Source organism: Janthinobacterium sp. 75, assembly GCF_004365495.1.
GTDB lineage: Bacteria > Pseudomonadota > Gammaproteobacteria > Burkholderiales > Burkholderiaceae_D > Janthinobacterium.
The window spans coordinates 1,299,513-1,317,993 of sequence record NZ_SORD01000001.1; the positions used below are offsets into that span (position 1 = coordinate 1,299,513).

The 18,481-nt window shown below is 62.2% G+C and carries 18 protein-coding genes; 17 read left to right on the plus strand and 1 reads right to left on the minus strand.

Features of this window, described 5'->3' with window-relative positions:
* The 9 genes from C8C89_RS05980 (at position 1) to C8C89_RS06015 (ending at position 7,978) form a co-directional block, all read left to right on the plus strand.
* On the plus strand, positions 1–693 hold the full coding sequence (locus C8C89_RS05980) for an ABC transporter permease subunit (RefSeq protein ID WP_099761845.1): 693 nt from the start codon (positions 1–3) through the stop codon (positions 691–693).
* 19 nt (positions 694–712) lie between these two features.
* Entirely contained in the window at positions 713–1,438 is a 726-nt protein-coding gene (locus C8C89_RS05985) for an amino acid ABC transporter ATP-binding protein (protein WP_101483087.1), read from the plus strand.
* 39 nt (positions 1,439–1,477) lie between these two features.
* On the plus strand, positions 1,478–2,926 hold the full coding sequence (locus C8C89_RS05990) for an amidohydrolase family protein (RefSeq protein ID WP_243857912.1): 1,449 nt from the start codon (positions 1,478–1,480) through the stop codon (positions 2,924–2,926).
* 151 nt (positions 2,927–3,077) lie between these two features.
* Entirely contained in the window at positions 3,078–4,130 is a 1,053-nt protein-coding gene (pyrC, locus tag C8C89_RS05995) for a dihydroorotase (RefSeq protein WP_101483085.1), read from the plus strand.
* 7 nt (positions 4,131–4,137) lie between these two features.
* Positions 4,138–4,956 (plus strand): DUF3025 domain-containing protein, encoded by an 819-nt coding sequence (locus C8C89_RS06000; RefSeq protein WP_101483084.1) that lies wholly within the window; start codon positions 4,138–4,140, stop codon positions 4,954–4,956.
* A gap of 1 nt (position 4,957) precedes the next feature.
* A complete protein-coding gene (locus tag C8C89_RS06005) occupies positions 4,958–5,947 on the plus strand; it encodes a Gfo/Idh/MocA family oxidoreductase (RefSeq protein ID WP_101483083.1) in 990 nt (329 codons plus the stop codon).
* A 12-nt stretch (positions 5,948–5,959) separates the two neighbouring features.
* Positions 5,960–7,174 (plus strand): MFS transporter, encoded by a 1,215-nt coding sequence (locus C8C89_RS06010; RefSeq protein WP_101483082.1) that lies wholly within the window; start codon positions 5,960–5,962, stop codon positions 7,172–7,174.
* Positions 7,174–7,299 (plus strand): hypothetical protein, encoded by a 126-nt coding sequence (locus tag C8C89_RS27490; RefSeq protein ID WP_279587379.1) that lies wholly within the window; start codon positions 7,174–7,176, stop codon positions 7,297–7,299. The genes C8C89_RS06010 and C8C89_RS27490 overlap by 1 nt, the downstream gene beginning before the upstream one ends.
* A 187-nt stretch (positions 7,300–7,486) precedes the next feature.
* Positions 7,487–7,978: a transposase gene (locus C8C89_RS06015; protein ID WP_133989129.1), complete on the plus strand. Its 492-nt coding sequence runs from the start codon at positions 7,487–7,489 to the stop codon at positions 7,976–7,978.
* Positions 7,979–8,052: 74 nt separating this feature from the next.
* On the opposite strand, the gene recG is transcribed toward C8C89_RS06015, so the two are convergent.
* On the minus strand, positions 8,053–10,155 hold the full coding sequence (recG, locus tag C8C89_RS06020; protein WP_243857913.1) for an ATP-dependent DNA helicase RecG: 2,103 nt from the start codon (positions 10,153–10,155) through the stop codon (positions 8,053–8,055).
* A 176-nt stretch (positions 10,156–10,331) separates the two neighbouring features.
* Between recG and queA the strand changes: the two genes are divergently transcribed.
* The 8 genes from queA (at position 10,332) to C8C89_RS06060 (ending at position 18,370) form a co-directional block, all read left to right on the plus strand.
* Positions 10,332–11,387, plus strand: a complete 1,056-nt coding sequence (queA, locus tag C8C89_RS06025) for a tRNA preQ1(34) S-adenosylmethionine ribosyltransferase-isomerase QueA (RefSeq protein WP_101483080.1) — start codon at positions 10,332–10,334, stop codon at positions 11,385–11,387.
* 2 nt (positions 11,388–11,389) lie between these two features.
* A complete protein-coding gene (gene tgt / locus C8C89_RS06030) occupies positions 11,390–12,529 on the plus strand; it encodes a tRNA guanosine(34) transglycosylase Tgt (protein WP_133989130.1) in 1,140 nt (379 codons plus the stop codon).
* Between the two features lie 196 nt (positions 12,530–12,725).
* Complete coding sequence (yajC, locus tag C8C89_RS06035; RefSeq protein WP_101483079.1) at positions 12,726–13,058, plus strand: preprotein translocase subunit YajC; 333 nt, start codon at positions 12,726–12,728, stop codon at positions 13,056–13,058.
* 95 nt (positions 13,059–13,153) lie between these two features.
* Entirely contained in the window at positions 13,154–15,019 is a 1,866-nt protein-coding gene (secD, locus tag C8C89_RS06040; protein ID WP_133989131.1) for a protein translocase subunit SecD, read from the plus strand.
* A 90-nt stretch (positions 15,020–15,109) separates the two neighbouring features.
* A complete protein-coding gene (gene secF, locus C8C89_RS06045; protein ID WP_133989132.1) occupies positions 15,110–16,132 on the plus strand; it encodes a protein translocase subunit SecF in 1,023 nt (340 codons plus the stop codon).
* Positions 16,133–16,205: 73 nt separating this feature from the next.
* Positions 16,206–16,955, plus strand: coding sequence for a hypothetical protein (locus C8C89_RS06050; protein WP_133989133.1), 750 nt, complete (start codon positions 16,206–16,208; stop codon positions 16,953–16,955).
* Positions 16,952–17,653, plus strand: coding sequence for a YafY family protein (locus C8C89_RS06055; protein WP_166674676.1), 702 nt, complete (start codon positions 16,952–16,954; stop codon positions 17,651–17,653). Before C8C89_RS06050 ends, C8C89_RS06055 begins: the two co-directional genes overlap by 4 nt.
* 90 nt (positions 17,654–17,743) lie before the next feature.
* Complete coding sequence (locus tag C8C89_RS06060; RefSeq protein ID WP_133989134.1) at positions 17,744–18,370, plus strand: glutathione S-transferase family protein; 627 nt, start codon at positions 17,744–17,746, stop codon at positions 18,368–18,370.
* Positions 18,371–18,481: the final 111 nt, after the last annotated feature.

Below are 18,481 nucleotides of genomic sequence, written 5' to 3' on the forward strand. Positions count from 1 at the left end.
ATGTTGGGCAACTTCGACTTCGATGTCATCTCCCGCTCGTGGGTTTACCTGTTCCAGACAGGTATGGTCTTCACCCTGAAACTGACGGCGCTGGCCATGGTGGGCGGCATCGTGCTGGGCACACTGCTGGCGCTGATGCGCCTGTCCAGCAACCGCCTCATCTCGGGCGTGGCATCAAGCTACGTCAACCTGATACGCTCGATCCCGCTGGTGCTGGTGATCTTCTGGTTCTACTTTCTGGTGCCGTACATCGCTGCCTGGGTCATCGGCGCGAACGAACCCGTGAAAGTGGGCGCGTTTTCTTCCGCGTTGATCACCTTCATCATGTTCGAGGCGGCCTACTATTGCGAGATCATGCGCAGTGGCATACAGTCGATTCCGCGTGGCCAGGTATGGGCTGGCCAGGCGCTGGGCATGAACTACCGGCAAACCATGGGCAGCATCGTGCTGCCGCAGGCCTTCCGAAACATGATCCCCGTGCTGCTGACGCAGACCATCGTGCTGTTCCAGGACGTGTCGCTTGTGTACGTGCTGTCGATTCCCGATTTCGTCGGTGCCGCCTCGAAAATCGCGCAGCGCGACGGCCGCCTGGTGGAAATGTATGTGTTTGTGGCCGTCGTGTATTTCGTGCTGTGCTACGCCTTGTCGTTCCTGGTAAAACGCCTGCAGAAACGCGTCGCCATCATTCGCTAACTGAAAAAGAAAGAACAAGATGATTGAACTCAATAACGTCAGCAAATGGTATGGACAGTTCCAGGTACTGACCGACTGCACCACCGAGGTCGCCAAGGGCGACGTGATGGTCATTTGCGGCCCGTCCGGCTCTGGCAAGTCGACCCTGATCAAGACCGTCAACGGCCTCGAACCGATCCAGCAGGGACAGATCATCGTCGACGGCATCAGCGTCAACGATCCGAAAACGAACTTGTCGAAACTGCGCGCGCGCATCGGCATGGTGTTCCAGAATTTCGAGCTGTTTCCACACCTGTCCATCCGCGAAAACCTGACCATCGGACAGATCAAGGTGCTCGGTCGCAGTGCCGACGAAGCCAATGCCAAGGGCTTGAAATACCTGGACCGCGTGGGCCTGCTGTCGCAGCAGGATAAATTCCCGGGCCAGCTGTCTGGCGGCCAGCAGCAGCGCGTGGCCATCGCCCGGGCGCTGTCGATGGACCCGATCGCCATGCTGTTTGACGAGCCCACTTCGGCGCTCGACCCGGAAATGATCAACGAGGTGCTCGACGTGATGGTGGGCCTGGCGCAGGAAGGCATGACGATGATGGTCGTCACCCACGAAATGGGCTTTGCAAAGCGTGTGGCCAACCGCATCGTCTTCATGGACCAGGGCAAGATCATCGAGGATTGCAGCAAGGATGATTTCTTCAACACGACGCGATCGGACCGAGCGCGCGACTTCCTCGCCAAGATCATCCATTAACTCCCGCTATTTTTTTGAAGTTGAGTGCCAATGCCTCTCATGAAACAATTAGCCGGCGCGATGCTGGCGCTGGGCATGCTGGTCCATGCCCACGCGGCTGACAGGATCGCCGTCGACATCGCCCTGCGCGACGCTACCCTGATCGACGTTGCCGCCGGCCGCACCGTCAAGGGCAAGACCGTGCTGCTCAAAGGCGACAGTATCGTCGCCGTCATCAATGACGCGCAGTTGCGCAACTACGCGCCGAAGCAGACCATCCGCCTGCCCGGCAAATACCTGATGCCGGGGCTGTGGGACACGCATGTGCATTTTGGCGGCGGCCCAGAGCTGATTGACGAGAACAAGCAGTTGCTGCCTTTGTACCTGGCGCATGGCATCACCACGGTGCGCGACTGCTCGGGCGACTTGCCCGACACGGTACTGGCCTGGCGCCAGCAAATCAACGCGGGCCAGCTGCAAGGCCCGACGATCTTTACTTCCGGCGCGAAGCTCGAGGGCATCAAGCCGCTGTGGAAGGGCACCATCGAAGTAGGTACGCCGCAGGAAGTCACGCGCGCGCTCGACGGCCTGCAGGCGCAGCAAGTGGACTTTGTGAAGATCACGGAAAACACGCTGAAGCCGGAGCTGTACCTGGAAGCGCTGCGCCAGGCGCGCGAACGGGGCATGCGCACCTCGGGCCATATCCCCGTGCAGCTGACCCTGGAGCAGATGGCCGATGCGGGCCTGGGCACCATCGAGCATCAATCGTACTTGCTGCGCGCCACCACGCCGCGCGAACAGGAGCTGACGGACAAGGTGGCTACCGGCGCGATGACGGGCAAGGAGGCCATGCGCGAGAGCTTGCAGAGCTACGACGAGCCGACGGCGCGCAAGGCCTTCAGCTACCTGGCCGCCCGCGGCACGGCCATCGTGCCGACCCTCTGGGGCTCGCGCGTGACGGCCTACCTGGACCGCGAAGACCACACGCACGATCCGGCCCTGCAATATATCGGCAAGGGCTTGCGCGCCACCTACGACTGGCGCGTGCAGCGCGCCGCCAAGGATGGCCCGGATGCGATCATCCAGCGCCATGCGCAGTTCGAGCAGTCGGCAAAGCTGCTGCCCATTTTGCAGCAGCAGGGCATGAGCATCATCGCCGGCACCGATGCGGGATTTTTGAATTCCTTCGACTATCCGGGCCAGGCCTTGCACGATGAAATCGGCCTGTACGTGCAGTACGGCCTGACACCGCAGCAAGCCTTGCAGTCGGCCGTCATCAACGGGCCCCGCTTCCTGGGCAAGCTGGGCCGCTACGGCAGCGTGGCGGCCGGCAAGGCGGCCGATTTGCTGGTGCTCGACGCCAACCCGCTGCAGGACATTGGCGCCACGCGCCAGATCCGCCTGGTGGTTAGCCGTGGCCACGTGTATGACCGCGCCGCGCTGGACCGGATGCTCGCCGAAATCCGTGCCTGGGTGGCGAAACAAGAGCTTGCGTCTGCCGCGTCCTGATTCGCGTGTACTCCTGATATTGAAAACGGCCAGTGCACACTGGCCGTTTTGTCGCCCGGCAGCTGGTGTGCGCTGCCTCTCCGGGCCGGCGGGACGGCCCTGTGGCTGGTAAAATGGCGGTATCCGCAATGACCGCCTGAGAGCAGCCGCCATGTCCACACTCGATCACACCCCCGCATCCATTACCATTACCCGTCCTGACGACTGGCATTTGCACCTGCGCGACGGCGCCGTCATGGCCAGTGTGCTGCCGCACAGCGCGCGCCAGTTCGGCCGCGCCATCGTCATGCCGAACCTGAAACCGCCCGTCACCACCACGGCGGACGCTAGCGCTTACCGCGAGCGCATCCTGGCTGCCGTGCCCGAAGGCGTGAACTTCGATCCGCTGATGGTGCTGTACCTGACGAACAACACCTCGCCCGACGAAATCCGCCGCGCGCAGGACAGCGGCATCGTGCAGGCCGTCAAATTGTATCCGGCCGGCGCCACGACGAATTCCGACCTGGGCGTGACGGATTTGAAGAATTGCTACAAGGTGCTCGAAGTGATGCAGGAAGTGGGCATGCCCTTCCTCGTGCATGGCGAAGTGACAGATCCGGAGATCGACATTTTCGACCGTGAAGCCGTCTTCATCGAACGCGTGATGCGCCCGCTGCGCAGCGCCTTCCCGGCCCTGTCCGTGGTGTTCGAGCACATCACGACCAAGGATGCGGCGCAGTACGTGGCCGAAGCGGAAGGTCCGATCGCCGCCACCATTACGGCGCATCATTTGCTGTACAACCGCAACGAGATTTTCAAGGGCGGCATCCGCCCCCATTACTACTGCCTGCCCATCCTCAAGCGCGAAGAGCACCGTTTGGCGCTGATGACGGCCGCCGCCAGCGGCGACGAGCGCTTCTTCCTCGGTACCGATTCGGCGCCGCACGCGCAAGGCGCCAAGGAAATGGCCTGCGGCTGCGCCGGTTGCTACACGGCCCTGCACGCGATGGAAATGTACGCCGAAGCGTTCGAACGCGCCGGCGCGCTCGACAAGCTCGAAGCGTTTGCCAGCTTCCATGGTCCGGCCTTCTACGGCGTGCCGCGCAACACGGACACCATCACCTTGAAGCGCGAAAGCTGGACCTTGCCAGCCTCGCTGCCACTGGGTGACAGCCATGTCATTCCGCTCAACGCGGGCGAGCAGATCAACTGGAAAATGGTCTAAGCGTTCCATGCTGCCATCGATAGACTGGACCCGTCCCTGGTTTGCCACGGTGCTGCCGGCGCGACGGCAGCTGGACCTGCAGCGCGACACGGTGGTCCAGGCGCTCAACCGGCGGGCGCGGGCGCTGGACCTGCGCAATCCGTCCGGCCTGCCGCTGGCCTTCGTGCCGCAAGCGGACTTGCCCGAAGGCGTGGCGTACGAGGAGTTCATCGGCGCGACGGGCGGCGTGCCCACGCGCGACAATCTGCACGATTTTTTCAACGCGCTCGTGTGGCTCACCTTCCCCTGCATCAAGCGGCAGCTGAACGCGCTGCAGGCGGCGCAGATCGCCCTGTCCGGCGTCGGCAAATCGCGCGGGCCGGCACGCGACGGCGCCACGATCTTTGACGAAAATTCCGCCTTGCTGGTGCTGCGCGACAGCGATGCTGGACGCGCGCTGGAAGCAGCCTTGCGCGGACACGACTGGCGCAGCGCTTTTATCGCGCAGCGCGACAAGTTTGGCGCCGGTGGCGACGCCGAAGTCTGGCTGTTTGGCCACGCGCTGATGGAAAAACTGGTGGCGCCGCGCAAGGCCATCACGGCGCACACGCGCGTGATCTTTGCCAGCGACGCCTACTTCACACTCGATGATGCGGCACGGCGCACCTGGCTCGACGAACGGGTGGCGCAAGACCTGGCCAGTGATGGCTTGACGACAGCCGACTTCACGCCGCTGCCCGTGCTTGGCTTGCCCGGCTGGTGCGAGGACCAGGATGACGATTTTTACAATGACACGGCGGTGTTCCGCCCGAAGCGCAAGACAGCTGGCGCAGAAAGAGATCAATAGCATGGAAAACACCGTCCGTTGGGGCATACTCGGCACCGGCAAGATCGCCCGCGCAATGGCCAATGGCTTGCGCGACGCGCCCGGCGCGCAGCTGGTGGCGGTCGCCTCGCGCAGCGCCGCAGGCGCGCAGACCTTCGGCGCCGAATTCGGCATCGAGCGTTGCCATGGATCCTACCAGGCGCTGGCTGAAGACCCCGATGTGGACGTGATCTACATTGCCACGCCGCACACCTTGCATGCGGAAAATGCTTTGATGTGCCTGGCTGCCGGCAAGCATGTCGTCTGCGAAAAACCGTTCACCATGAACGCGCGCGAAGCGCAGGCTGTAGTCGACCTGGCGCGTGAGAAAAAACTGTTCCTGATGGAAGCCATGTGGAGCCGCTTCCTGCCCGCTGTGCAGGAAGCGCAGCGCATCATCGCCAGCGGTGAAATCGGCGTGCTGCAGCAAGTGCAGGCCGATATCGGCTTTGTCGCCAATTTCCCGCCCGAGCACCGCATGTTCAATCGGGAACTGGGGGGCGGCGCGCTGCTCGACGTGGGCATCTATCCGCTGTCAATGGCGGCGTTTTTCCTCGGCCCGGTATCGCAGGTGCAGGCGCTCGCTGAAATGGGCGCCACCGGCGTCGATGAACAGGTGGTGTTTTCGCTGCTGCACGCAGGCGGCGGCACCTCGTCCTGCGCCTGCAGCCTGCGCGCGCAGACGCCGACGGAAATGACCATTGCCGGGAGTATGGGACGGATTCGCCTGCCCAGCCGTTTTTACAAACCCGACCACCTGATCGTCGAATCAATGGATGGCGAACGCCGCGTCGTCGCCGCGCCACATCTGGGCAATGGCTATGCGCACGAGGCGATCGAAGCGATGCGCTGCATCCGCGCCGGCATGCTGGAAAGCCCCGTCATGCCGCACGCCGACAGCGTGGCGCTGATGCACAACCTTGACACCATGCGCGGCCAGATCGGCCTCGTGTACCGTGCCGACCAGGCCTAGGCCGGAATCTCCATGACATTGCACTCTTCCCGTCCCAGCCTGAAAACCGTTCTGATCGCCAGCGGCGTCGTCCTGACCCTGGCGATGGGCGTGCGCCATGGCCTGGGCTTCTGGATGCAGCCGATCTCGCAAGCCAATGGCTGGACGCGCGAAACGTATTCGTTGGCGCTGGCCATGCAAAACCTGATGTGGGGCGTCTTTGGCCCGTTCGCCGGCATGGCGGCCGACCGCTTCGGCACCATGCGCGTCGTCATCGTCGGCGCCATCAGCTACATGGCGGGCCTGGTGTGGATGGCGCTCGTGACGCAGCCCACGCTGTTCATCGCCGGTTCCGGCGTCTTCATCGGCCTGGCGCTGGCCTGCACGGCCTTTGGCGCCATCAGCGGCATCATTGGCCGCAGCGCGCCGCCCGAGCAGCGCTCGTGGGCCTTCGGCATCTCCTCGGCGGCCGGCTCGTTCGGCCAGTTCCTCATGATGCCGGTCGAGCAGCAGCTCATCTCCGCCGTGGGCTGGCAAAACGCCTTTTATGTGCTGGCTGCGCTGGTGCTGCTGGCCATGATCCCGATGGCCTTCTACCTGCGCGAGCCGCCCGTGTCGCACGCCAGCGGTCCGCAGCAAAGCATAGGCGCGGCCTTCAGCGAAGCCATCGCCAGCCGCTCGTTCTGGCTGCTGCTGGCAGGGTATTTTGTCTGCGGTTTCCAGCTGGTCTTCATAGGCGTGCATTTGCCGGCCTACCTGAAGGACCAGGGACTGATGAATCCGAACATCGCCGTCACGGCGCTGGCACTGATCGGCCTGTTCAACATCGTTGGCTCCTATTACGCGGGCAAACTCGGTGGAAAAATCGCCAAGCGCTATCTGCTGTCGGCCATCTACGTGACGCGCGCCGTGGTCATCACGCTATTCCTGCTGGCGCCCCTGTCGGCGTGGTCGGTGTACCTGTTTGCCGCCGGCATGGGCGTGCTGTGGCTGTCGACCGTGCCGCTGACGAACGGTATCATCGCCGGCATCTTCGGCGTGAAGCACCTGTCGATGCTGGCCGGGATGGTGTTCTTTTCGCACCAAGTGGGCAGTTTCCTGGGCGCGTGGCTGGGCGGCTATCTGTACGAGCGGCAGGGCAGTTACAACGTCGTGTGGATGATCACCATCGGCCTGGGCTTGCTGGCCGCGCTGATCAACTTGCCCATCGACGAGCGCGCCGTCAAGCGCGTGGCGGTGGCCGCGTAATGGGGAGCTGGCGCATATGGCTATGGTGCCTGGCTGGCGCCGCGCTGCTGGCCATCGTTTTTATGGCCTATCTGCGACCCGACTTCATGCTCGACCTGGCGAACCGTTTCTGGATGTGCATGTAGACTGCGCGGGCGCAAGGTGGTTTGCGAAAAGTCGGATTACGCTACGCTAATCCGACCTACCCGACCTGCCGTCAGCGTATTCGCGTAGGTCGGATTAGGCCGCAGGCCGTAATCCGACAACACCCGAAAACAAACAGTACCGACGGCGTCTGGGCCATTGGCCGTAATCCGACAACACCCTGAAACCATGCGATACCGACGCGCATTCCAGCCAGGTGGAAGCTTTTTCTTCACGGTGGTGACGGCTCATCGCCGACCCATTTTTTCGTCGGCAACAGCCGTGGACTTGCTGTGTGGCTCATTCAGCGCCGTGCGCCATAAAAGGCCATTCGCTATCGACGCTATCGTCATCCTACCTGACCATCTGCACTGCATCTGGACTTTGCCTGAAGGCGATGCCGATTTCATGACGCGCTGGCGCTTGATCAAGACGTGGTTCAGCAAGCATAGCGATCTTAAAAATATCTGGCAGCAGCGGTATTGGGAGCATGTCTTGCGCGACGAGCGCGACTTCGCCAACCATGTCGATTACATCCATTACAACCCTGTCAAACATGGTTTAGTGGGCAAAGTTATCGATTGGCCGTATTCCAGTTTTCACCAGTATGTAAAGCACGGCTTGTGTGCAGAGGATTGGGGCGGGGACGGTGTGGCGATTGAGTGTGTTGGGCGGGAGTGAGGAGCGCTAACAATGTTGTCGGATTAGCGCACAGCGCGTAATCCGACAACACCCTGAAGCATGCAATACCAGATTTACACCTTCAAAAACTCTTCTTTCCCACCCAGCCAGCGCGCCAGGTGCGCTTCCACGGTGGCAGCGGCGGCGGCTGTGGTGGCGTGCAGCAGATCGTGCGCCACGTCGCGCGCTTGGTCGACCAGCCATTGATCCGTCTCCAGGTCGGCGAAGCGCAGCATGGCCTGGCCGGACTGGCGCGCGCCGAGGAATTCGCCGGGGCCGCGGATTTCCAGGTCGCGGCGGGCGATCTCGAAGCCGTCCGTCGTCTCGCGCATGGTCATCAAGCGCTGGCGCGCCACACCTCCCAACGGACCCTGGTACAGCAACAGGCAGACGCTGGCCGCCGAGCCGCGGCCCACGCGGCCGCGCAGCTGATGCAGCTGGGACAAGCCAAAACGCTCGGCGTGCTCGATCACCATCAGCGAGGCGTTCGGCACATCGACGCCCACCTCGATGACGGTGGTGGCCACCAGCACATGGATATGGCCGGCAATGAAGGCATCCATCACTTCCTGCTTTTCCGCCGGTTTCAAACGGCCGTGCACGAGGCCCACCTGCAGCGCGGGCAAGGCTTCTGCCAGCATCATGTAGGTATCGGTGGCCGTTTGCAGCTGCAGCGCTTCCGATTCCTCGATCAGGGGGCAGACCCAGTACACCTGCCGGCCTTCCAGCGCGGCCGCATACACGCGGGCGATGACTTCGTCGCGCCGGTTCTGGTCGATGGAGCGCGTGACGATGGGGCTGCGTCCGGGCGGCAGCTCGTCGATCACCGACACTTCCAGGTCGGCGTAATACGTCATGGCCAGGGTGCGCGGAATCGGCGTGGCTGACATCATCAGCTGGTGCGGCACGGCCGCGCTGTCGCCCTTGTTGCGCAGGGTCAGGCGCTGGCCCACGCCGAAACGGTGCTGTTCGTCGACGATCACCAGGCCCAGTTTGGCAAACAGCACATTGTCCTGGATCAGCGCATGCGTGCCGATCACCAGTTGCGCTTCGCCCGATTCGATCAGGGCCAGCGCCGCCGTCTTTTCCTTTTTCTTCAGGCTGCCCGTCAGCCAGGCGACCTTCACGCCCAGCGGCTCCATCCAGGCGGCGATCTTGCGGAAGTGCTGCTCCGCCAGGATCTCCGTGGGCGCCATCAGCGCGGCCTGGTAGCCGCTGTCGATGGCCTGCGTGGCCGACAACGCCGCCACCACCGTCTTGCCGCTGCCGACGTCACCTTGCAGCAAGCGCTGCATCGGATACGGCTGGTGCAGGTCGGCGCGGATTTCCTCGAGTACGCGCGCCTGCGCGCCCGTCAGCTTGAAGGGCAGGGCGGCGCCAAAGGCATGCGACAGGGTGCCGACGATGGGCAGGGAGGCAGCGCCTTTCGAGCGGCGTGCGCGCTGGGCGCGTTTCAGCGACAGCTGCTGCGCCAGCAGCTCATCGAATTTCATGCGCACCCAAGCCGGGTGCGAGCGGTCCATCAGCGCGCTTTCATCGATGTCCTGCGGCGGGTAGTGCAGCAGGTGTACGGCGGCACGGAACGGCGACAGCTGCATCTGGCGCAACAAATCGTCAGGCAAGGTATCCTGCCAGTCGATGCGGCGCATGGCATCGGCGATCTCGCGCCGCAGGACGTGCTGCGACAGGCCTTCGCCGGACGGATACACGGGCGTCAGGGCCGTGGGCAGGGGCGCGCCTTCGTTGACCACCTTGTAGGTCGGGTGCACCATCTCGGCGCCGAAAAAGCCGTGTTTGAGTTCAGCGCGCGCACGTACCCGCGTGCCTTCGGCCAGTTGCTTGACCTGGCTGCCGTAGAAGTTCATGAAGCGGAGCAGCAAATTTCCCGTTTCGTCGGCGATCGTCACCAGCAATTGCTTGCGCGGCTTGAAATTGACTTCGCACTTGGTGACGACGCCTTCCACTTGCCACGACTCGCCGCCGCGCAGGCAGGCGTCGCGTATCGTGTAGACCTTCGTCTCGTCCTCGTAGCGCATCGGCAGGTGCAACACCAGATCCATGTCGCTGCGCAAGCCCAGTTTTGCCAGCCGGCTTTCCGTGCTGACCACTTTTTTGGCGGCTTTCGGCTTCGCGGCGGGCTTGGCTATGGGGGGAAGATCGGGCTTGGGTTCGGACATATCGGAGATTTTTGTGCCGCTAGCGTAAAATAGAGGGTTGTCCGGCACACCCTGTGCATACCGCAGTTGTAGTGTTGCGGCGGATTATTGTAATGCCTGTATAGGCGCACAGTATAGTGCCAGATGTTCCATTGCGCACTCCTAATCATTTTTGACGTACTTTTGAAGCAAAACGCATGTATTCGCTTTCCGATTTCGATTTTAATTTGCCGCAAGAAAACATTGCGCAAACTCCGTTGGCCGAGCGCAGCGCCTCGCGCCTGTTGCATCTGGACGGCGAGACCCTGGTCGACCGCCAGTTCGCCGACATCGTAGGATTGCTGCAAGCGGGCGACCTGCTGGTGATGAACGATACGCGCGTGCTGAAGGCGCGCTTCTTTGGCGTCAAGGAAAGCGGCGGCAAGATCGAGGCACTGGTCGAGCGCGTGCTTGATGAGCGCACCGTGCTGGCCCAGGTGCGCGCGTCGAAGTCTCCGCCGCCCGGTTGCCGCATCCGCCTCGCCGACGCGTTTGACGTCACTGTCGGCCAGCGTGCCGGCGAATTCTTCACGCTGCACTTCGAGGCCGACGTGTTCGAGCTGATCGAGGCGCACGGCCGTTTGCCGCTGCCGCCCTACATCGAGCACGATGCGGACGAATTTGACGAAACGCGCTACCAGACCGTGTTCAACAAGGTGCCGGGCGCTGTCGCCGCGCCGACGGCCGGCCTGCATTTCGACCAGGCGCTGCTTGATCAACTGAAGGCCAAGGGCGTCAACTTTGCCTATGTGACCCTGCACGTGGGCGCGGGCACCTTCCAGCCCGTGCGCACGGAGGTGCTGGCCGAACACAAGATGCACACCGAGTGGTACACCATGCCGCAGGAAACCGTCGACGCCGTGCGCGCCGCCCAACTTGCCGGACGCGACGTGGTAGCCGTCGGCACGACCAGCCTGCGCGCGCTGGAATCGGCTTCGCAAAGCGGCCAGCTGGTGGCGGGCAGCGCCGATACGGCCCTGTTCATCACGCCCGGCTATGCCTTCAAGACGGTGACGCGCCTGATCACCAATTTCCATTTGCCGAAGTCGACCCTGCTGATGCTGGTGTCGGCCTTTGCCGGCTATGAGCCGATCCGCAGTGCTTACGCGCACGCGATCGCGCAGAACTACCGCTTCTTCAGTTATGGCGATGCGATGCTGCTCACCACGCAATCGCGCGCTCCGCTGAACCTTGATACTCCCGTGAAAGACTGACCATGCTGGAATTTAAACTACTCAAGACCGACACGAGCGGCCTGACCAAGGCACGCCGCGGCACCTTGAAACTCAACCATGGCGTCGTGCAGACGCCGATCTTCATGCCAGTGGGCACTTACGGCTCCGTGAAAGCCATGTCGCCGCTGGAACTCAATGAGATCGATGCACAAATTATTTTGGGCAATACTTTCCATTTGTGGTTGCGTCCAGGCAACACTGTCATGGAGAAATTCGGCGGCTTGCACGGTTTCATGGGCTGGAACAAGCCGATTCTGACCGATTCGGGCGGCTTCCAGGTGTTTTCGCTGGGCGCCATGCGCAAGATTACGGAAGAGGGCGTGCATTTCAATTCGCCCATCAACGGCGATAAACTGTTCCTGTCGCCGGAAGTGTCGATGCAGGTGCAGCGCGTGCTGAACTCCGACATCGTCATGCAGTTCGACGAATGCACGCCGTACGAAATCGCCGGCCGTCCGGCTACCATTGAGGAAGCGGCCAAGTCCATGCGCATGTCCTTGCGCTGGGCGCAGCGCTCGAAGGACGAGTTCCACCGCGGTGAAAACCCGAACGCGCTGTTCGGCATCGTGCAGGGCGGTATGTTCGAAATGCTGCGTGACGAGTCGCTGGCCAAGCTCGAAGAGATCGATTTCCCCGGCATCGCCATCGGCGGCCTGTCCGTCGGCGAGCCGAAGGAAGACATGATGCGCATGCTGGCCCACGTTGGCCCGCGCCTGCCGGCCAACAAGCCCCATTACCTGATGGGCGTCGGCACGCCGGAAGACCTGGTGGCCGGTGTGTCGAACGGCATCGACATGTTCGATTGCGTCATGCCGACGCGTAACGCCCGCAATGGCTGGCTGTTTACCCGTTTCGGCGACATCAAGATCAAGAACGCCAAGTACAAGGAAGACCAGGCGCCGCTAGACGAGACCTGCAGCTGCTATGCCTGCCGCAACTTTTCGCGCGCCTACCTGCACCATTTGCACCGTTCCAAGGAGATCCTCGGCGCGCGCTTGAATACTATCCACAACCTGCATTACTACCTGGACTTGATGCGCCAGATGCGTGAAGCGCTGGACGAAGACCGTTTCCATGCGTTCACCCTGCAATTCCATGCGGAACGCGCACGGGGAACTTAAGAAATGCTTAGGTTCATGGGCCGCGAGGTCCTGAGCTGATGTTTTCGAGATTGGTGCTTGGACTGGGGCGATAAAGCATTGCATAATGCTTTTTTAGCCCCATTTGAAGTTGCCATGCCTGCAATTCGGGGGATGGCCTTTTGCCAATGCTAGAATACAGCGCTGTTTTTTCAAACTGATTAGAACTGGAGTCACCGTGTTTTTCATTTCCAACGCTTATGCGCAAGCCCCTGCCGATGCCCTGGGTTTCGGCGGCAACCTGACCAGCTTCCTGCCGCTGGTATTGATGTTCGTGGTCATGTATTTCCTGATGATCCGCCCACAGCAAAAACGCGCCAAAGAACAACGGGCGATGATGGACGCGCTGGCCAAGGGTGACGAAGTCGTCACCGCCGGCGGCATGCTGGGCCGTGTTGTCAAGGTAGTGGACGCTTACGTCACCATCGAAGTGGCGACCGGCACCGAAGTCACGGTGCAAAAGAGCTCCATCACCACCCTGTTGCCTAAAGGCACCCTGAAGGCGCTGTAATTCCTCGCTGTCATTGCACCTGCAATGATGACCGGGGCGGCTACTCGCCGCCCCTCGCGACGCCTCCGACGCTCAACACTGAACGCTGAATCACTATGAATCGCTATCCTGCCTGGAAATACATCCTCATCGTCGTCGCCTTATTGCTGGGCGCACTCTATACGGCGCCCAATTATTTCGGTGAGTCACCGGCGCTGCAAGTAACCAGCGGCAAGTCGACTGTCAAAGTGACGGGCGAGCTGATGACGCAAGTCGAGCAAATATTGACGAAAGAGAACGTCAAGTCGGAAGGTGTCACCATGGATGGCGCTGGCAATCTCGCTTCCGTGCGCGTGCGTTTTGCCGATCCCGATACCCAGTTCAAGGCAAAACTGGCGCTGGAAAAGGACTTGAACCCCGATTCCACCGACCCCGCCTACATCGTGACGGTCAACCTGCAAGCCAATACGCCGATGTGGATGCAAAAATTGCATGCCTTGCCCATGTACCTGGGCCTGGATTTGCGCGGTGGCGTGCACTTCCTGATGCAGGTCGATGCGAAAGCCGTACTGAACAAGAAAATCCAGGGCGTACAGTCCGCCGCGCGTAGCGTGTTGCGCGACAAGAATATCCGCCACGCCGGCATTGAACGTGTGGGTGACAGCGTGCAAATCAACTTCCGCGACGCGGAAACGCGCCTGAAGGCCAAGAATGTGCTGTCCGACCAGATGTCGGAACTGGCGTTTGCCGATGCGGGCGAAGGCAGCGACCTGAAACTGAACATCACGCTCAAGCCGACGGCCTTGAAAGCCACCATCGATGAAGGCGTAAAACAGAATATCTCCACCCTGTCCAAGCGCGTCAACGAGCTGGGCGTGGCTGAGCCGTTGATCCAGCAGCAAGGTCCTGACCGCATCGTGGTGCAACTGCCTGGCGTGCAGGACGTGGCCCGCGCGAAAGCCATCATCGGCCGCACGGCCACCCTGGAAGTGCGCCTGGTCGATGAAACCATCGTGCCTGGCACGGAACTGTCGAGCGCCATCCCGTTCAACTCGGAATTGTTTACGGTTGGCAAGGGCGTACCTGTCGTGCTGTCGAAAGACGTGATCCTGACGGGCGACTACATTTCCAGCGCCACGGCCAGCTTCGACCAGAACCAGCAAGCGGCCGTGTCGATCGACCTGAACGGCGACGGCGGGCGCAAGATGCGCGAAGCGACGCGCGAACGCGTGGGCAAGCGCATGGCCATCGTGCTGTTTGAAAAGGGCAAGCCGGAAGTGCTGTCGGTCGCGACCATCCAGCAGGAACTCGGTTCGCGCTTCCAGATCACGGGCATGGGCGGCGCGGAAAATGCCACCGAACTGGCGCTGCTGCTGCGCTCGGGCGCCTTGTCCGCACCGATGACCGTCATCGAGGAACGCACGATTGGACCGCAACTGGGCGCGGAAAACATCGCCAAGGGCTTCCATTCGACCCTGTATGGCTTCATCGCCATCGCCATCTTCATGATCGCCTACTACATGCTGTTCGGCGCCTTCAGCGTGCTGGCTCTGGCCGCCAACTTGCTGTTGCTGATCGCCTTGCTGTCGATGATACAGGTGACGCTGACCTTGCCAGGTATCGCCGCTATCGCGCTGGCACTGGGCATGGCGATTGACGCCAACGTGCTGATCAATGAACGTATCCGCGAAGAGCTGCGCGCCGGCAATACGCCGCAAGCGGCGATCGCCGCCGGCTTCGACCGCGCCTGGGCTACGATTCTCGACTCGAACGTGACCACCCTGATCGTCGGCCTGGCGCTGCTGGCCTTCGGCAGCGGCCCGGTGCGCGGCTTCGCCGTCGTGCATTGCCTGGGCATCCTGACCTCGATGTTCTCCTCCGTCTTCGTCTCGCGCGGCGTGGTCAACCTCTGGTATGGCCGCAAGAAAAAGCTGACGACCTTGTCGATCGGCACGGTGTGGGTGCCGGGCACCAGCAAATAAGCGGCGGTCCAGCCTTAGCCAATAGCGACAACAGCGATAGCATCCGGCGGCCCAGCCGCCGGACGCACAGAATAGAACTCAGAGGATTTCATGGAATTTTTCCGGATCAAAAAAGATATTCCCTTCATGCGCCATGCGTTGATTTTCAACGTGATTTCGGCCGTGACCTTCCTTGCCGCCGTCTTCTTCCTGTTCCACAAGGGCTTGCACCTGTCCGTGGAATTCAAGGGCGGCACCCTGATGGAGGTGAAATACCCCAAGGCGGCCAATCTCGAAGGCATACGCGGCAGCCTCATCGCCATGGGCTATGAAGAGCCAGGCGTGACCAGCTTCGATACGGCGCGCGACGTGATGATCCGCCTGCCGGTGGAAAAAGGCGTCAGCGCCGCCAACACGTCGCAGCGCGTGTTTGACGCGCTGTGCAAGGCCGAGCAAGGCACGACCAAGGCAATCGACACTGTCACTGCAAAGGGCGAGCATGTGCTCAAGAGCGCGTGCATGGACGCTGCCGGTAATGAAGCGCTGGTGCTGCAGAAAGTCGAATTCGTCGGACCGCAAGTAGGCGACGAACTGACGCAGAACGGCTTGAACGCGCTGGTGATGGTGATCCTGGGCGTGATGGCTTACCTAGCCGTGCGCTTCGAATGGAAATATGCCGTTTCGGCGATTATCGCCAACTTGCATGACGTGGTCATCATCCTGGGCTTCTTCGCCTTCTTCCAGTGGGAATTCTCGCTGACGGTACTGGCCGCGATCCTGGCGGTGCTGGGCTACTCGGTCAACGAATCGGTGGTGATCTTTGACCGTATCCGTGAAAACTTCCGCAAGCAGCGCAAGGCTTCCGTGCATGAAGTGATCGACAGCGCGATCACCAGCACCATTTCGCGTACCATCATCACCCACGGTTCCACCCAGATGATGGTGCTGTCGATGCTGGTCTTCGGCGGCCAGACCCTGCACCATTTCGCACTGGCGCTGACCATCGGTATCTGCTTCGGTATTTACTCGTCCGTATTCGTCGCGGCCTCGATCGCCATGTGGCTGGGCGTCAAGCGCGAAGACTTGATCAAGCCGGTCAAGGAAAAAGACGAAACCGACGGCGCCGTGGTGTAAGCACAGCTTTCTGCATGTTGAATGGAAGAACGATCACCCTTGCGGTGGTCGTTTTTTTTTGTGACGGATGACGATGAAGCGTTTTATCTTGATGGGCATCATGACGGGTATCAGTATGCTGGCCAGTGCCGCAGAACTGAGCCGTGTGGCCAGCGATACCATCGCCCTGGGCGGCGCCATCGCCGAGGGCGATGTGGACAAGCTGAGGCAGCTGGCCACGCCAGGGACAACCATGCTGCGCATCAATAGCCATGGCGGTGACCCGCAGGCGGCCATGCTGCTGGGGCGCTACCTGCGCCAGCGGCAATGGAGTCTCGCCATCGACACCGTGTGCGCCGGCAGCTGCGCCCTGTACGTTTTCCCGGCCGCGCAGCGCAAAAGCATTCCCGGCACCGCCGTGCTGGCGCTGCAGGACACGGCCTTCCTGCGCGCGCAGGAAGGCCCGCAGCACATGCGCCGCAGCCTGAGCGAGGCGGGCGTGCCGGCCGATGAGCTGGACCGTGAAACAGCGGCGCTGGCCGCGCAACGGGCGCAGGTGGCGGCGCTGGAAGCAGCCTTTGCGGCGGAGCTGGGCATAGCTCCGGCCTTTTACCGAGATTTCCGGCAGGTGGCGGCGCAGGCCGATAGCGTGCGCCAGCGCTTTCCCGACCAGGATGCTGCCATCTATTGGTGGCCCGCCGCAGGCCGCTTGCAGCGCTGTTACGGCATCGCGGGAGTGCAAGAGGGGCCGCGCGCGGCGCGCCTGGCGCCCGACGGCTATCTGTACGTGCCAGCCCTGTCAGCCCTGGTCATGGGCGACCAGGCATTGCAGGACTGTCCATGAGCCGCAGTGGCCGTTTGTTCCTGCTGATGGACGCCATGCGCGCCAGGCGCGTGCCCGTCACGGCGGCCCAGCTGGCGCAGCAGCTGGGGGTCTCCGAGCGCACGATTTACCGCGATATCCAGACGCTGGCCGAACTGGGCGCTCCCCTGCAGGGCGAGGCGGGCATCGGCTATGTGCTGCGCCGTGGCGCCTTCTTGCCGCCGCTGATGTTCGGCGCCGATGAACTGGAGGCGCTGGTGCTGGGCGCGCGATGGGTGCGCCGCCAGGGCGATGCGGGCCTGGCGCAGGCGGCCAGCAATGCCCTGGCGAAGATCGCGGCCGCTTCGCCGCGCGACTTGCGCGACAGCATGGCCGACACCAGCCTGTGGGTGCCGCTGGGGCGTCCCGCCGATGGCGCGCAGCCGGCCGACCTTTACGTGCAGCCGGTGCGCGAGGCCATCCGTTATGAACAGAAGCTTACCCTGGCTTACCAGGATGAGCATGGCAGCGCCAGTTCGCGCACGGTATGGCCCTTTGCCCTGGCCTTTTTTGAAGGCAAGCGCCTGCTGGCGGCCTGGTGCGAGCTGCGCGGCGATTACCGGCATTTCCGCATCGACCGCATCGCCAGCGTGCAGCGGCACGAGGAGCGCTATCCCACGCGCCGCCACGCCTTGCTCGACACCTGGCGCAAGGCGCACGATATTGATCCGGAAAGCTAGCGACCCGGAGACCTAGGCCATGCTCCTGACAAAAACTGTCAGTGACTGGTTCTACGATGGTGGCTTCTTCACACACCGGAGTACTCCATCATGCGTCTGTATCACCACCCCATGTCCTCGAATGCCCGCCGCGCCCGGATGACGGCGATCCACCTCGGCCTGCCTCTGGAACTGGCCGAAGTCGACCTGATGAATGCGGACGACCGCCGCCGCCTGGCCGAACTGAACCTGAACGGCAAAGTGCCCGTGCTGGCCGATGGCGCTTTCCTGCTGTGGGAATCGTGCGCCATCATGCAATACCTGGCCGAGCAGGTACCGGGCCAGACGATTTACCCGCAGGCGCCGCAGGCCCGCGCCGACGTCAATCGCTGGCTGTTCTGGGCCACGCAGCATTTCGCTCCCGCCATCAGCGTGCTGTCCTGGGAGCGCGCGTGGAAAGGTATGACGGGCAATGGTCCGGCGGACCCGCTGGAAGAGGCGCGCGGCGAGCGCGAACTGCATGAGTGCGCCGTGGTGCTGGACACGCATCTGGCTCAGCGCAGCTGGCTCAGCGGAGACGATGTGACCCTGGCCGATTTTGGCGTGGCCGCGCCGTTGATGTACAGCGAGGCCGTACGGCTGCCGTTGGCGCAGTACCAGCATATCCAGGCGTGGTTCGCCCGCGTGCGCCAGTTGCGTGCCTGGCAGGAAACGGACGTGGAGCTGTTGCCGGGATAATGTGCTCGCTAAGTGTGCCAGCGCACGGAGCCGGTGCGACGCACCGCATAAGATAGGGTTGTCTCTTTCAGGACATCCCTAGCTTTGGACTTTACCCGCTTTCGAGCGGGT